The organism is Kushneria pakistanensis (assembly GCF_014652795.1).
Classification (GTDB): Bacteria; Pseudomonadota; Gammaproteobacteria; order Pseudomonadales; family Halomonadaceae; genus Kushneria; species Kushneria pakistanensis.
Genome location: NZ_BMZM01000003.1, coordinates 293,635 through 309,491, shown reverse-complemented (window position 1 = coordinate 309,491; position 15,857 = coordinate 293,635). Strand labels below are relative to the sequence as shown.

At 61.0% G+C, this 15,857-nt stretch carries 14 protein-coding genes; 3 read left to right on the top strand and 11 right to left on the bottom strand.

Annotation, left to right across the window (positions count from 1 at the left end; genetic code table 11):
- Nucleotides 1-33 precede the first annotated feature (33 nt).
- Nucleotides 34-501 carry an excinuclease ATPase subunit gene (locus IE123_RS11865; protein WP_189518451.1) on the top strand — a complete coding sequence of 156 codons (468 nt, stop codon included), beginning with the start codon at nucleotides 34-36 and terminating at the stop codon, nucleotides 499-501.
- Nucleotides 502-603: 102 nt separating this feature from the next.
- Here IE123_RS11865 and IE123_RS11860 read toward each other — a convergent pair whose 3' ends face one another.
- The 11 genes from IE123_RS11860 to manD form a co-directional block, all read right to left on the bottom strand.
- Nucleotides 604-1,464 carry a universal stress protein gene (locus IE123_RS11860; RefSeq protein ID WP_189518449.1) on the bottom strand — a complete coding sequence of 287 codons (861 nt, stop codon included), beginning with the start codon at nucleotides 1,462-1,464 and terminating at the stop codon, nucleotides 604-606.
- Between the two features lie 85 nt (nucleotides 1,465-1,549).
- The gene (locus tag IE123_RS11855; protein ID WP_189518447.1) at nucleotides 1,550-3,049 is read right to left on the bottom strand and encodes a SulP family inorganic anion transporter; all 1,500 of its coding nucleotides are present in this window, start codon (nucleotides 3,047-3,049) and stop codon (nucleotides 1,550-1,552) included.
- Between the two features lie 592 nt (nucleotides 3,050-3,641).
- On the bottom strand, nucleotides 3,642-4,277 hold the full coding sequence (locus tag IE123_RS11850) for a YceI family protein (RefSeq protein WP_189518446.1): 636 nt from the start codon (nucleotides 4,275-4,277) through the stop codon (nucleotides 3,642-3,644).
- A gap of 94 nt (nucleotides 4,278-4,371) precedes the next feature.
- Nucleotides 4,372-5,127, bottom strand: coding sequence for a slipin family protein (locus tag IE123_RS11845; RefSeq protein ID WP_189518444.1), 756 nt, complete (start codon nucleotides 5,125-5,127; stop codon nucleotides 4,372-4,374).
- Nucleotides 5,128-5,156: 29 nt separating this feature from the next.
- Nucleotides 5,157-5,729, bottom strand: coding sequence for an NfeD family protein (locus IE123_RS11840; RefSeq protein ID WP_189518442.1), 573 nt, complete (start codon nucleotides 5,727-5,729; stop codon nucleotides 5,157-5,159).
- 152 nt (nucleotides 5,730-5,881) lie between these two features.
- Nucleotides 5,882-7,063, bottom strand: coding sequence for a mannonate dehydratase (uxuA, locus tag IE123_RS11835; RefSeq protein WP_189518440.1), 1,182 nt, complete (start codon nucleotides 7,061-7,063; stop codon nucleotides 5,882-5,884).
- Nucleotides 7,064-7,122: 59 nt separating this feature from the next.
- Nucleotides 7,123-8,622, bottom strand: a complete 1,500-nt coding sequence (locus tag IE123_RS11830; RefSeq protein ID WP_189518439.1) for a mannitol dehydrogenase family protein — start codon at nucleotides 8,620-8,622, stop codon at nucleotides 7,123-7,125.
- Between the two features lie 44 nt (nucleotides 8,623-8,666).
- Complete coding sequence (locus tag IE123_RS11825; RefSeq protein WP_189518438.1) at nucleotides 8,667-9,953, bottom strand: TRAP transporter large permease; 1,287 nt, start codon at nucleotides 9,951-9,953, stop codon at nucleotides 8,667-8,669.
- A gap of 4 nt (nucleotides 9,954-9,957) precedes the next feature.
- Nucleotides 9,958-10,551, bottom strand: a complete 594-nt coding sequence (locus tag IE123_RS11820) for a TRAP transporter small permease (protein WP_229819730.1) — start codon at nucleotides 10,549-10,551, stop codon at nucleotides 9,958-9,960.
- A gap of 95 nt (nucleotides 10,552-10,646) precedes the next feature.
- On the bottom strand, nucleotides 10,647-11,645 hold the full coding sequence (locus IE123_RS11815; RefSeq protein WP_229819729.1) for a TRAP transporter substrate-binding protein: 999 nt from the start codon (nucleotides 11,643-11,645) through the stop codon (nucleotides 10,647-10,649).
- A gap of 112 nt (nucleotides 11,646-11,757) precedes the next feature.
- Nucleotides 11,758-12,969 carry a D-mannonate dehydratase ManD gene (gene manD / locus IE123_RS11810; RefSeq protein ID WP_189518437.1) on the bottom strand — a complete coding sequence of 404 codons (1,212 nt, stop codon included), beginning with the start codon at nucleotides 12,967-12,969 and terminating at the stop codon, nucleotides 11,758-11,760.
- Nucleotides 12,970-13,210: 241 nt separating this feature from the next.
- Here manD and IE123_RS11805 point away from each other — a divergent pair, with 241 nt between their 5' ends.
- A complete protein-coding gene (locus IE123_RS11805; protein ID WP_189518436.1) occupies nucleotides 13,211-13,984 on the top strand; it encodes an FCD domain-containing protein in 774 nt (257 codons plus the stop codon).
- 182 nt (nucleotides 13,985-14,166) lie between these two features.
- The gene (locus IE123_RS11800; RefSeq protein ID WP_189518434.1) at nucleotides 14,167-15,735 is read left to right on the top strand and encodes a sodium:solute symporter family transporter; all 1,569 of its coding nucleotides are present in this window, start codon (nucleotides 14,167-14,169) and stop codon (nucleotides 15,733-15,735) included.
- Nucleotides 15,736-15,857 lie beyond the last annotated feature (122 nt).

The following is a 15,857-nucleotide window of genomic DNA, read 5'->3' as shown; positions in this document are numbered from 1 at the left end:
CCTGCCTTTTTGATACCTCCCGGAGGATGTTCGATGACCTTCCAGCTGCCCTTTAAAGTCTCCATGGCCGCTGCCATGACGGGCGCCCTGATCATGCTGGCCACGGCAGGCCCTGCACAGGCACGCAACACCTTTCTGATGCAGCCGCTGGCCGAGGTCATGACTCAGCCCGAAGCGCAGGAAAAACTCGATCCCTCGATCCGGCTCTACTTTGCCGACCAGCAGCACCCGGCTATTCAGACCCGTCGCGGCGGCTTTTACAGCTCCAACAAGGTCCGCGCTGCGCTACGTACCGATGCCGAATCCTGCCGTCTGGCCGCACTCCAGTCGCTGCTGGCCCTGCAGGACCGTGCCCGTCAGGTCGGTGCCAATGCCATCGTCAATATCACCAGCTACTACGAACAGCGTGCCAATCCGGACAGCCAGCGCTATGAGTGCCGTGCCGGCAACGTGGTCTCGGAAGTTGCCTTCAAGGGCGATATGGTCACACTGGGTCAGTAAAGCGGCTGACCTTTCAGGCAGTCAAAAAGGGCGCCCCATGGGGCGCCCTTTTGTGTCTTTCTCATCTGCCAAAGCCCGGGGCCCGGTTGCCACCAGGGATGTCTACTTCAGGTCTCGCATCAGCAGTACAGCGCCCGGCATGGCTTCAAGCAGCTTGTGCGTCATGCTGCCCATCAAAAACCGACGCAGTGAGCTGTGCCCGTAGGCGCCCATGGCTACAAGATCAATCTCGTGCTCCTGGGCGTAGGCCGGCAGCTTGCGTCCGGCGTTGCCTTCCAGCGTCACCGCCTGCGCATTGAGTCCTGCCGCACTCAGCAGCCGGGCACCGCGCTCGGCTGGACGTTCATCGGCGGGCTCACTGACATGAACCACATGCGTCTCCAAGCCTTCAAGCCAGCCCCGCTGCGCCAGACGCGAGAGCTGCTCAAGGCCGCGCTCGCTGCCGTCAAGGGCCACCATGGCGCGCGCCGGCACGCGAAAGCGCTCCGGAGCGATCAGCATGGGAACCTCCAGATGCTGCGCCAGATCTTCCAGGTGCGCGCCCAGTGAACCGCGCCCCTCACCGCAGTCATGCTGATGACCACAGCGCCCCAGCACCAGCAGATCGTCATGCGTACACTGCTCGCGAAGCGTTTCTCCCAGCACCCCGTGACGCTGCTGCACCTCGGGGGTCAGCGTATCATCCGCCAGCCGCGCCTGAAGCGCCTCGAGCATCTGGCGTCCCTGTTCGCGTGCCTGTCGGGCGGCCCGGCCTTCTTCCTCGGTCATCTGCTCGAGCATCTGCTCGCGGGCACCCAGCCCGATCTGCCCCGAGTAGTCCTCGGGACGATAGCCATGGTGCTCCAGCACGTGCAAAAGACACAGCGGCGTCCTGAGTCGGCGTGCCGCCCAGGCGGCGTAGTCACCGATGGCGCTGTCGGCGCGGGCCTGCTCATCGAAGCAGGCAATGGTGGTTCTGCTCATGTGAATCTCCCCAAACGCGAATCATCTTTCGAGTGTGGTTCATCCCGGGCGCCGGTGCCGCCGCCCGGGATCATGAAATCGCCGCTCAGTGACCGCCCGGCTCAATCACGCCCTCGGTCTTGTCATGCACCCCGAAGCGGTCAACCATGGTCTGACTGGCGGCGTTGAGTCCGATGACCTCGACCTCGGTGCCTTCGCGGCGAAATTTCATGACAATCCGGTCGAGTACCTCAACGGCAGTGACGTCCCAGAAATGGGCATGGGTGACATCGACACAGACCCGGTCCACGGCCTCCTTGACGTCAAAGGCATCGGCAAAGCGGGTGGTTGAGGCAAAAAAGACCTGCCCGCGCACGTGATAGGTGCGCCGGGAAGCGCCGCCCTGCTCGTCGAGCGCGCTGTCGATATGCAACATGCGACCGATCTTGTTGGCAAAAAAGAGCGCCGCCAGCAGCACGCCCACCAGAACCCCCATGGCCAGGTTGTGCGTCGCCACGGTGACACCTACGGTGGCCAGCATGACGATATTGGTGGTCAGCGGCTTTTTGGGCAGATCGCGAATCGAGCCCCAGTCAAAGGTGCCGATCGAGACCATGACCATCACTGCGACCAGTGCTGCCATCGGAATCTGCGCCACCCAGGGACCGAGAAACACCACCATGATCAAAAGGCCGATGCCAGCGGTCATGGTGGAAAGGCGCGTACGGCCACCGGATTTCACGTTGATCACGGTCTGACCAATCATGCCACAGCCGGCCATGCCGCCCAGAAAGCCGGTCGCGATGTTGGCAATGCCCTGCCCGCGGCACTCGCGGTTCTTGTCACTGGGGGTATCGGTCAGATCATCGACAATTGTGGCGGTCATCATCGACTCCAGCAGCCCCACCACGGAAAGCGTCAGCGCGTAGGGAAAGATGATCATGAGCGTGTCGAGATTGAGCGGAATATCGGGCATCAGAAATACTGGCAGGCTGCTGGGCAGCTCACCCATGTCACCCACCTTGTGAACATCAAGGCCCATGATCATGGAGATGGCCGTCATCAACACGATACACACCATCGGTGAGGGAATGACCTTGCCCACCTTCGGCACATACGGAAAGAGATAGATGATGGCCAGACCACCCAGCATGATGGCGTAGACCGTCAGCGTGGCATTGGCGCCGGTGATCTCCGGCAGCTGCGCCATGAAGATCAGGATGGCCAGGGCGTTGACGAAACCGGTGACCACCGAGCGGGACACAAAGCGCATCAGGCTGCCCAGTTTCAATACCCCCCAGAGCACCTGCAAAAGGCCGGTCAGGATGGTCGCGGCAAAGAGATACTCAAGACCATGATCGCGCACCAGGGTCACCATCAAAAGCGCCATGGCACCGGTCGCCGCTGAAATCATCGCCGGGCGCCCGCCGGTAATGGCAATCACCACCGCCATCGAAAATGACGCATAAAGCCCGACCTGCGGGTCAACGCCTGCGATGATCGAAAAGGCGATCGCCTCGGGAATCAACGCCAGCGCGACCACCAGTCCTGACAATACGTCAGGGCGCACGTTGGAAAACCAGTTCTGTCTTATTGAGCCTCTCATGCTCATCTTCCCTTCTGCGGTTGAAAAATTCATGGCGTCTTCAAAGGAAGACGCACGCTATTGCTGCCAGCGGCCTGACGCTGTGCGCCGGGCCTGAATATGGATGGCCTGTCCCATGGGCTGACACAAGGCGACAGGACATGAATGCGCAGGGCCGGATGCCGACCAGCGCTACACGATGGTTCAGATACCATTGTCCCGTTAGAAACATGACAGGGCGTGCGGGCCAGCCAATGGGTGGCGCGCGATGGTATTCAATCTTCAGGTCAGGATTTCAAACAAAACCACGGAGATTTGACGCCAGAGGCGTCACGACTAAAGCACTCGTGCGAGTGCGCCACTCGGGTGAGCGGTTATCCCTGAAGGGCTCAGGGTGGCGTAAGGCGCCAGGAGGTCGTGACAGGCATCGAGATCATTGTGTCAACTCATCAAGGAGGTCATCAATTGCGGCGCAGTCTAACAGCCCAACCGTCATTGTGCATCCCGGGGTAGCGCATGATGCGTTCAGCGCCGGCATGAAAAAGGGACCGTGATCAACATCACGGCCCCCGGTACGCAGGGCAGAAAAACGCCTGCCCAGTGAATACAGCGCTTAGTTTGTCTGTTCAGGTACGAATTCAGCTTCGATTCTCAGCGTGACTTCATCGCTGATGCCCTGCTTATCGTCTTCGGGCAGCAGGTAATTGATGGCGTAGTCGCTGCGCTTGATCGTGGCTTCGCCGCTAAATCCGATGTGGTATTTCTCATCGAAGGCATAAATGCCGCCGCGGTTGAATTCGGCTTCAATCTCGACCGGATGTGTCTGACCGTTGAGTGCCAGATCACCGGTAATGGTGGCCTCGTTGTCACCATCGATTTCGATGCTGGTAGAGGTAAAGGTGGCCGTACCGTACTCGGCGCTGTTGAAGAAATCCTCACCCTGCAGGTGCTCACCCAGATCGCTGCCGGTCAGTACCTTGTTCAGCGGAATCTGGATTTTCAGGTTGCTGTTGCCGGGCTCTTCACCAAGCCTGAGCTCACCGGAAAGGTCTGCAAACTGGCCTTCATAGTGCGAGAAGCCGTAATGATCCACGCCCCAGGTAATCTTGGAGTGCAGCGGATCGATCGTGTAATTGCCGGCTGGCACGTCGTTGATATTGTCGGTTTCCGGCGCCTTGTCGGCCATGACCGGTGCGGCGCTCAACAGGCCTGCCAGCAATGCGGCGCCCAGTGTAGTCGTTTTCTGCATGTTTCCATCTCCCTGAGTGACCCAATCGGTGCAGGTTACAGCATAGGTTAAATTGATGAATTTTGCGGTACGTCTGACCTGGTCAATGCCTGACTCAGTCCCTGGTACTTCCGCGCATCTGCTCAAAGATTTTGGTAATTTCCAGCGGCAGCGGGAACACGATGGTCGAAGCATTCTTGTTGCTCATGTCGCTCATCGTCTGCAGATAGCGAAGCTGCAATGCAGCCGGATTTTTCGACATGATCTCGGCGGCTTCCACCAGCTTTTCGGACGCCTGCATCTCCCCTTCGGCCGCGATGATCTTGGCGCGACGTTCACGTTCGGCCTCGGCCTGACGGGCAATCGCGCGCACCATGTCCTCGCTGATATCGACCTGCTTGATCTCGACATTGGACACCTTGATGCCCCACGCCTCGGTCTGCTGATCAAGGATGGTCTGAATGTCATCATTGAGACGATCGCGTTCGGAAAGCATTTCATCGAGATCATGCTTGCCCAGCACCGAACGCAGCGTGGTCTGCGCAATCTGGCTGGTGGCCATGCCATAGTTCTCGATCTGAATAATGGCGCGTTCGGGGTCGACCACCTTGAAATAGACCACTGCATTGACCCGTACCGTGACGTTGTCGCGAGAGATCACGTCCTGCCCCGGCACATCCAGCGTGACGGTACGCAGGTCCACCGTATCCATCTTCTGGATCACGGGCACGATGAAAAAGAGCCCCGGGCCCTTCACGCCCTGAAAGCGTCCCAGAAAGAACACCACGCCGCGCTTGTATTCGGGCAGCACCTTCACCGAAGCGGCAAGAATAAACACAATGACAACAACGGGAATCAGATAGCTCAGCATGTAATGTCTCCCTGACAGGGCCTGGTGAATTATTCGTGCGTGGGTGTTGCATGATCCGTGGATGAGGCTGCGTCGAGTATCAGCACAAGGCCGTGTACCTCACTGACACGACGCTGCTCGCCTTCTGCCACGGGCGTGGTGCTGCGCGCCTGCCACCGCTCGCCCTGAACGCGCACATAACCGTGATAATCCCCCTGATGATGCTCGGTAAAGCGCCGCGTGGCTTCACCCACGGCGCCGATGACCTCCTCGCGCCCGCCCATCGGGGTGATGTGGCGAAAGCGCAAAAAGCGCATCACGATCCAGAGTAAAAAAGCGCCGAGCAGCAGCGCAGTAGCAACGACCAGTCCCATACCCAAGGCGCTATCTCCACCGGGCAACAGACCCGCGTTGACCATCATCGAGGCGCCGGCCACAAAAACCAGCAACCCCAGCAGTCCCACCACGCCAAAGGTGGGTGTGACGGCTTCAATGCCGATCAGCAAAAGCCCCAGCAGCAGGATCAGGATGCCATCCTCGATGGCCAACGGCGTGGCCGCCCAGGCAGGCAATGCCACCAGCGAGAGAGCAAGAAAGGTCAGTATGCGAGGTGCAGGTTTCATCAGCCCTCCCGGCAGGCGCACTGCATCAGCTATTAATGATTAACAGGGTACACCTGCCGACTGCACTGTGTCTGAACGAATCACCGGAAAGGATGAGATGAAAAGCGCCGGGCAGAACCCGGCGCAGGAAAGCCATGACGCCTCAACAAGAATCAGCAGAAGCGGCGAACGGCGCACTCCACACCGCGCAGCTCGGCCAGCCCCTTGAGACGTCCGATCAGCGGATAGCCGGGATTGGTGGTGCGCCTGATATCGTCACAGAGCATGTGACCATGATCGGGTCGCATCGGCAGTCGAGCACCGCCCTCCTCAAGCCGGCGGCGCTCTTCTTTTACCAGCTCGCCGATCACGCCGACCATATCGACATCGCCATCCAGATGCTCCGCCTCGATAAAACTCAGGGGGTCATCCGCGTCGCGCCGAGTAGCGCGCAGATGCACGAAATGAATGTGCGGTGCGAACTCACGCGCCATGGCGATGAGATCGTTGTCCTCGCGCACGCCATAGGAGCCGGTGCAAAATGTCAGGCCGTTGGCCGGGCTTTTGATCTGATCGAGCACCCAGCGGGCGTCCTCGGCCGTCGACACGATCCGGGGCAGTCCCAAAAGCGGGCGCGGCGGGTCATCGGGATGCACCGCCAGCCGCATGCCCAGCCGCTCGGCAACCGGCACTACCTTCTGTAGAAAGTGGCGATAGTTGCTTCGCAATCGTTCCGCGTCGATGGCCTCATAGGCGCGAAGGTTTTCGAGAAACTGCGCCAGGGTGTAGTGCTGATCCGCGCCCGGCAGTCCGGCGATCAGCGTGGTGACCAGCCGCTTTTGTGCCTCGTCATCCATGCGTTCAAAACATCGACGCGCCGCGGCCTGCTCATCAGGGCTGTAGAGTGACTCGGCGCCGGGACGCTTTAAAATGAAAAGCTCGAAGGCAGCGAAGGTGGTCTGGTCAAAGCGTAGTGCCAGCCCCCCGGTGTCGGTGGGCCATGCAAGCTCGGTGCGCGTCCAGTCCAGAATCGGCATGAAGTTGTAGCACACCGTGTCGATACCGCAGGCCGCCAGGTTTTCCAGCGTTGTGCAAAACACCTCGATGGCCCGATCGCGCGCTGTCGTATCCAGCGCCTGCTTGATCGCCTCCGGCACCGGCACGCTTTCCACCACTGACCACGACAGCCCCGCCGCCTCGATCAGCGCCTTTCGCTCGACAATGGCCTCCACCGACCAGGGCGTGCGTGGATCGTGGCCGTGCAGCGCGGTAACGATGCCAGTGGCCCCGGCCTGGCGAATCTCGGATAGCGTGACCGGATCATCGGGGCCGAACCAGCGCCAGGTGTGTTCCATGCCCTTGTTCTCCCTGTAGCGTAAACCGTGAAAACTCCCCGGCAAATCCTGAAACCCGTTCAGACGTTCGCCAGATGCTGCTCAAGAGCTGCGCGCATGCCGAGATGCTCGATCGCCTCCAGCGCCTTTTGCACCTGCTGACCAAAGCGCGGCGCGCTCACCAGTGCCGGCGAGAAGATCGCCTCGATCGCCATGGCGGCCGCTGCCCGATCGGCGCTGCGCTCATGAGCATGACACTGCGCCAACTGCTCGGACATCGGATCACTGACCGGATACGCCTGGCCCTGCTCGTCAACGCCGCGGGTATAGCGAATCCAGGCGGCCACGCCAAACACGGTGGCGGCCAACGCATGCTCATCATCACTGGCGGCCAGACGCGCCTCGCCACCGCGCAGCCAGCGCTGGGGCAGCTTCTGCGAGCCGTCCATCGCGATCTGGTGGAGCCGGTGACGCAGGCTGTCGTTGCCAAAACGCGCCATCAGCGCGTCGGCGTAACCGTCAAGCGACACGCTCTCCGGCATCGACAGGGTCGGTGCGGCTTCTTCCAGCATGTAGCGGCGCAAAAGCTTTTGCAGCAGCGGATCCTGTACCGCTTCGGCCACCGTCTCTACGCCCATCAAGGGGCCGGTATAGGCCAAAAGCGAGTGCGCGCCGTTGAGCATGCGAAGTTTCATGGTCTCGAACGGTGCCACGTCCTCGACCATCTCGACGCCGGCCTGTGCCCAGTCGGGCCTACCCTGCGGAAAGTGATCCTCGATCACCCACTGCAAAAAGGCCTCGCTGACCACGGCCGCCGGGTCGTCACAGCCCAGCGCCTGCAAACGAGCGAAGGCCTCCTCGTCCATGGCCGGCACGATGCGATCCACCATACTGGAGGGAAAGGCCACCTGGGTGGCGATCCACTCGGCAAGCTCGGTATCCCGCCGTTCGGCCAGCGCCACCACGGCGCGCCGGGTGCGTTCGCCATTGTCCGGCATGTTGTCACAGGAGAGCACCGTGAAAGGCGCAATGCCGGCCTGTCGACGCCGAGCCAGCGCCTCGACCAGAATGCCCGGCGCCGTGCGAGGCGCCTGCGGCTGGGCGATGTCGGCGGCAATGGCCGGATCGTCACTCAGGAGCGTGCCTTCGCTGGGGCTCAGGTAATAGCCCTTTTCGGTCACCGTCAGCGTCACGATGCGGGTATCTGCATCGCTCAGGCGCGACAGCAGCGCGGGGAGATCCTCGCCGCGCAGGCCCTGCGCATCGGTGCCGGTAAACAGCGTCTCATTAATCGCACGAATCTCGCGCAGGGTGACATGGGCGCGGTCGGTATATTCGGCCAGATGGTAGCGAAATCCCTGATCACGCAGGGTCTCAACCAGCGCGCGATTGCCGCGGATATTGACGCTGCAGATGCCCCACTCACGCTCGCCACGCGCGATGCACTGCTCGACCACCTGCGCCTGATGCGCCCGGTGAAAGGCGCCCAGCCCCAGGTGCACGATGCCAATACGCCCGGGCGCGTGTTCGGATGGAATACGTACCGCCTCAATGGCGTCCTGATGGTCGGATGGGCTCATTAATCTCTCCTTGTCTGTGGCGTCTGCACTTCCGAAACGCCCCGTTATCCTGCCGGTCCCATGACCAGATTGGGCAGCCACAGCGAGATGGCCGGGATGTACATCACCAGCCCCAGCACCGCGAGGTTGCAGAGCAGAAACGGGATGATGGCGCGGGCGACCTGGCTCATGCGGATCTCGCCAATCCCCGACACCACGAACAGACAGATGCCTACCGGCGGCGTGGTCAGCCCGATCATCAGATTCAGTACCGCCATGATGCCAAAGTGCACCGGGTCGACCCCGACGCCGGTCGCCACGCCCAGCAGCGCCGGAAACAGGATGATCAGTGCCGCGATGGTTTCCATGAAGGTGCCGACAAACAAAAGGATCAGGTTGAGAATCAGGATCACCATCAGCGGGTTCTCGCTGATCCCCAGGATGCCGTCGGCAATCATCTGCGGGATGCGCTCGCTGGTCAGAATCCAGCCAAACAGATTGGCCAGTCCCACCAGCATCATCAGGGCAGCAGACGTCAGGGCGGCATCGACAAAAAGCTTTGGCAGGTTACGCCAGTTCAGCCCCTTGTAGACGAACATGCCCACCACCATGGCGTAGAGACACGCCACGATCGAGGCCTCGGTCGGTGTAAAGAAGCCGCCGATGATCCCGTAGAGAATGATAAAGGTCATCAACAGCGCCCAAAACGCGCTCTTGCCCTCCACCAGAATCTCCTTGAGCGTGGCGCGCTTCTCCTTCGGATAGCCTCTTTTGACCGCCAGCACGTAGACCGTGATCATCATCCCGAGTGCCAGCAGAATGCCCGGCACCACGCCTGCCATGAACATGCGCCCGACTGAAATACCGGACAGCGAACCGACAATGATCATCGGTACGCTGGGCGGGATAATCGGCCCGATCGTTGAGGAGGCGGCGGTGACGGCCGCGGCAAAGGGCTTGTCATAGCCAGCCTTTGCCATGCCGGGAATCATGACCGAACCCACGCTTGCCGCATCAGCCACGGCGGTGCCGGAGATGCCGCCAAAGATCATCGAGCCGCCCACGTTGGCAAGGCCCAGCCCGCCGCGGATATGACCGACCACGGCGTTGGAAAAACGCACGATGTGCTCGGTGATGTTGCCCACGTTCATCAGGTTACCGGCCAGAATGAAGCCCGGAATACACAGCAAAACAAAGGAATCCATGCCGGCAAACATGCGCTGGGGCACGATGGTCAGCGGAATACCAGCCGTAAGGAGATAGGCCGCCGACGAGATCCCCAGGGCAAAGGCGATCGGAATACCGGCAAACAGCAGTACAAAAAACACCGCAAACAGCATTAATACTTCCATGGTGCTACCTCCGCTCGCCGCCAGGCGCTGCTTTGTCGTGACGGGACAGGCCCAGAAGTCCGGCCACGGCCTCGATGGCACCGATCACGCCGTACAGGATGACCATGGCGAACAGCACCACGGTGGCGCCAAAGATCCACTGCATCGACACCTTGAGTGCCGGCGATGTCTGAAAGGCGCCGATGCTGGCGTACTGCCAGGCATAGGGCAGGATTACCCAGGCAAAGCCTGCCAGCACCACGCTGATCAATAGCTGATAGAGACAGGCGCCCCGCACGCCGAAGCGATGATGAAAAAGTTCCAGGCTGATGTGCTTGCCGCGGCGCATGACCAGGCCTGCGCTGACGGCAATCATCATGATAAAGAGATAGCGTGACAGCTCCTCGGTCCAGACCGGGGCAGCCGGCAGCACCAGACGCCCCAGAATCTGCAGGATCACCACGCCGGCAATGGTGACCAGTATCAGACCGGCCACCGTTGCCAGTATTCGATCCATGACGTTGACCAGGCTGCCGAGCATCCCGCCCAAGCGCGGTACACGACCCAGCACATCGAGTGCTTCCAGCGCCTCGCTGGCCCGCTTTTCAGTGTCACTCACGTTGTCTCTCCCTGCTGTCACGCCCCTTGAGCACGATGCACAAGGGGCGTGAGGATCAGCGATTTACCCATGACTCGAAGACGAGCCGACAGCCCTCAGAGCTTTTCGATGCGCTCGAGAAGCTCGGTCTGCTCGGGGTCAAGCGCCTTTTTGATGGCCGGCATGGCCTTTTTGGCGAAGGCGTCGGTGTCGACCTCGACAAAGGTCATGCCCTTGTCCTTGAGCGCTTTTTCAAGGCGCTTCTGGTCTTCGGCGAAAAGCTCGCGCTCATAGCTCTGCATGTCGCCGGCGGCGTCACGCACCACCTTTTGCAGGTCATCCGGCATGCCTTCGAGCTGGCGCTTGCCGATCACGACATAGATCCAGCTTCTGACGTGGTCGGTCATGTTGACGACCTTTTGCACCTCGGAAAGACTGGCGCTTTCGATCAGCGACAGCGGGTTTTCCTGCGCATCGATGGTGCCCTGCTGCAGCGAGGTAAATACTTCGCTGAAGGCCATGGGCGTGGGGCGTGCCCCCAGTGCCTGCCAGGTATCGACAAACAGTGGCACGTTGGGCACGCGCAGACGCAGGCCCTTCAGATCATCGGGTGTTCTGATTTCACGATTGGCGGTCAGCTCGCGTGCCCCGCGCTCGAACCAGGTCAGCGGTACCAGGCCGGTGCGCTCGGTGATCTGCGCCTCGATCTCGCTGCCGATGTCACCGTCAACCGCCTTTTCGAGCTGCTCGCTGTCGCGGAAGGCATAGGGCACGGCCATCATGGCCGCCTTGGGTGCCCAGTTCTGCAGGCTCTCCCCGGTAATGGTGATATCTGCCGTGCCCAGCTGGATGGAGTTGATCATGTCCATCTCGTTGCCCAGCTGCTCATTGGGATAGACCTGCACTTCGATGCGACCGTCGGAGTTTTTCTCGACCGCCTCCTTGAAGTGCATGGCGGCCTTGTTCCAGATGTTCTGCTCGTTGGCCAGGTGGCCGAACTTCAGCGTGTAATCGGCGGCCTGTACCGGTGTGGCCATGGCCAGAACGCCGGCGGCCAGCACGCCGGCACTGATGAGCTGCGACAGACGCAGGCGAGACAATTGACGCATCGACATACCTTGCTCCTTCAGGGCCTGGGCCCCGATTCAAAATCCAGCGTTGGGATCATCGGCTGCCCGGCAGCCCTTATCTATCGCCCTGCTCCCTTTCAAGCAGGACGCCATCGGCCTACCAGTGCCAGAGCGTGCCATCCTCGAGCCGATTGACCGGCAGGCTGGCGCGCTTGTAGGGGTATTTCGCCGCCAGGGCCTCGTCGATATCCACGCCGTGGCCGGGCACTTCACCCGGCGTGAAATGGCCATCCTCGAAGCGATAGGCATGCGGGAAGACAGCGTCGGTTTCCTCGCTGTGCGGCATGTGCTCCTGAATACCGAAGTTGGGCACCCAGGTATCGAAATGCAGCGCCGCGCCCATGCAGACCGGGGAGAGATCGGTCGGCCCGTGAAAACCGGTGCGCACGTGGTACAGCTCGGCCAGTGCCGCGATGCGGCGCACATGGGTGATACCGCCGGCATGGGTCAGGGTGGCGCGGATATAGTCGATCGACTGCGACTCGATCAGCTCACGACAGTCGTGAATGGAGTTGAACACCTCGCCCACCGCCAGCGGCGTGGTGGTGTGCTGGCGGATCATGCGAAAGGCAGCCTGGTTTTCGGCCGGCACGCAGTCCTCGAGCCAGAACAAATGATAGGGCTCGACTTCCTTGCCCAGCCGCGCCGCCTCGATGGGCGTCAGGCGGTGGTGCACGTCGTGCAGGACATGCAGGTCGTCGCCGAAGCGCTCGCGCACGGCTTGGAAGAGCTTGGGCACATGGTTGAGATACTTCGAGGTGCTCCAGACGTTTTCACTCGGCAGGCTTGAGTCGGCCGGTTCATAACGCTCGCCGGGCTTTTTGGCCACCCCATAGGTGGAGGCAATACCGGGAATGCCGCACTGTACGCGTACGGCGCGATAGCCCAGCTCGACATGACGGGCGACCTCTTCCAGACAGCCCTCGATGTCGTGGCCGGTGGCGTGGCCGTAGACCATGACCCGATCACGGCTTTTGCCCCCCAGCAGCTTGTAGAGCGGCAGGCCGGCGGCCTTGCCCATGATGTCCCACAGCGCCATGTCCACCGCCCCGATCGCCGACATGGTGACCGGGCCACGGCGCCAGTAGGCGCCGCGATAGAAGAACTGCCAGATGTCCTCGATGGTGGAGGGATCACGTCCGATCAGCGCCGGCGCCACGTGCTCCTCGAGATAGGCGACAACCGCCAGTTCCCGGCCGTTAAGCGTGGCATCGCCGATGCCGTAGATGCCTTCATCGGTTTCAATCTTCAGCGTGACCAGATTTCGCCCCGGGCAGGTCACGATGACGCGCGCATCAACAATCTTCATAAGGATTCTCTGGCTGTGTCCATCAATGGCGCCAGGCTACCTGCATTATGATTGGCATACCAAATAGACATTGGTATACACCGGCGTCGCAAAGCTTCACGGCGGCCCTTAAAGTGTTGTCAGATAGGCTGTATCAGCAGGTCATGTTGAATATGCCGAAATTGGCATACCAGAAAGGAACCGTCTCGGATACGCTATTGCGTGCTGCCGATCACGGGTTGCAGTCATCAGGGAGGTCGGGATGCGCCGACAGTATCAGATCATTGGCGAGCAGATCGGTGAGCAGATCGACCGCGACGGCTATCACCCCGGGGACAGGCTGCCCACCGAACGTGAATACGCCGAGCGCTTTGATGTCAGCCGCACGGTGGTACGCGAGGCCTTTATCATGCTGGAGCTGGCCGGCCGCGTGGAGGTACGCAAGGGCTCGGGGACCTATGTCTGCCGTCCCGACGAGAGGCCGGCACGCCCGACAGCGCCATCCTCCCCCGGTCCTGTCGAGGATATCGGCCCCTTCGAGCTTCTGAAGGCGCGCCAGGTGGTGGAAAGCGCCGTGGCCGCGGCCGCCGCCGAACTGGTCACACCGAGCGATATTCGTGCCCTGTCGGCGCTACTGGCCCAGGAGCGCCAGGCGCTGGAGACTTCCACCGGCGGGCAGGAGCTGACCAACGCCCCCGATCAGGCCGACCAGGCCTTTCATCTGCTGATTGCCCGCGCCACTCAGAACACCCTGCTGGAAGACGCCGTTCTCCGACTCTGGGAACAGCGCGATCGCAGCCACATGTGGCGTCGCCTGCATGGGCGCATCATGGACTTCTCCTATCGTCGCAGCTGGCTGGCTGATCATGACCGTATTCTGGCCTGCCTCAAAAAACGCGACAGCGCCGGCGCCCATGACGCAATGTGGGCCCACATTGACCATGTGATGCATACGCTGTTTACCCATTCCGATACCGATGACCCGGGCTTTGACGGCTATCTCTTCACTCGCGGCATCGAGTCTCCCTCCTCCTGATCTTCCCTGCCGGTTCATGAATTACGGCCCACCCCCGGGTCGCCAGCCCCATGCATCTGACCTAATGTAGATAGCGACAGCACGAACACGCCTGCGTCCGGTACTGCACGCGGCGCGTCAGATAACAACACCAATACGGATGATCGGCAGCGTCATGGCGCTGCCCATGACGGGAGGTGGGCATGGCCTGGCTGGATTACGTGGTGATTGCGCTATATCTGGGCGGCTTTTTGCTGCTGGGGCAACTTTTCAGGCAACAGCACTCCGGCGAGGACTACTTTCTGGGCAGCCGGGGCTTTGGCTGGTTTCCACTGTCACTGTCCGCTGCCGCCACGCAGCTGTCGGCGGTGAGTTTCATCTCGGCGCCCGCCTTTGTCGGCATGAAGGAAGGCGGGGGTCTGATATGGCTAACCTATGAATTCGCCGTACCGCTGGCGATGATTGCGCTCATCGTGCTCTTTTTTCCGACGCTTTACGCAGCCGGCGTGGTCAGTATCTATGGCTACCTGGAAAAACGCTTCGGCCGCAGCACCCGTATCCTTTTGAGTCTTGTCTTTCAGCTTTCGCGCGCCTTCGCCACCAGCGTGATGGTCTACGCCATTGCATTGATTCTCACCCACGCCATCGGTCTGCCGCTGTGGGCCACCATCGTGGTGATCGGCGTCGTCACGCTGGTCTACGCCTGCCAGGGCGGCATGAAGGCGGTGGTCTATGGCGATGTCATCCAGATGATTCTGCTGGTGATCGGGCTGGTGGTCTGCCTGGTGTTTGCCCTGTCCCTGATCGGTGGCTGGGACGTCTTCATGGCCAATGTCGACCCGGCGCGTCTTGAAACCGTGCGCTTTGATGATTTTGGCATCGGCCAGGACAGCAACGGCTTTGGCTTCTGGCCCATGGTCATCGGCGGCCTTTTCCTTTACGCCGCCTATTACGGCGCCGATCAGAGCCAGGCCCAGCGGCTTTTGTCCGCCCGCAACGCGCGCACCGTGCGTCATACCCTGCTGGCCAACGGGCTGCTGCGCTTTCCGGTCACGCTGTGCTACTGCCTGCTCGGGCTGGTGCTGGGCACGTTTGCCATCACGCATCCGGAATTTCGCGCACTGGTGCCCGAGGACGAGCCGGACCTGATGGTCCCGCTGTTCATGCGTGACTACCTGCCTGCCGGGCTGACCGGCATCCTGATCGTGGCGATTTTCTCGGCGGCCATGTCCTCGGTCAGCTCGGCGATCAATTCGCTCTCGGCGGCCAGCGTCGAGGATCTGTTCGTGCGCGGGCGCCACATCGATGAAAAACGCTATATGCGTCTGTCGCGCCTCACCTCGGTGTTCTGGGGCGTAGTCTGCATTGCGCTGGCCTTTTTTACCGGCAATATCGCCTCGACCATCATCGAGGCGATCAACAAGGTCGGCTCACTCTTTTTCGGACCGATGCTGGCGACCTTTCTGGCCGCCATTCTGATTCGGCGTATCAACGGGACAGGGGCCAACTGCGGGCTGGTGGCCGGCGTGGCGCTCAATGCCTTCCTGTGGCTTTACGTGCCGGAGCTTTTCTGGTTCTGGTGGAACGTGACCGGGGCAGTCACCATGCTGGTGGTGGCGCTGATAGTGAGCGCCGTGACGCATCGCCGCACGCACAGCGATGTCATGCCCGACGCCGTGCTGGATCTGCACATGCCCACGGTCGCAACGCTGGGCGTATTTTTTGTGGCTATCGTCGGGTTCAGCGTATGGCTGCCGACCCTCCTGATCTGATGCCCTTTCATCGATCTCTGAATTGAACCTTGATATCGAGACGGAACGTACCAAAATTCCTTGAGTAGAACGTGATGGCGTGCCCTGCAGACACGTCATGGCGCCGGCAGGATATGGCCGTT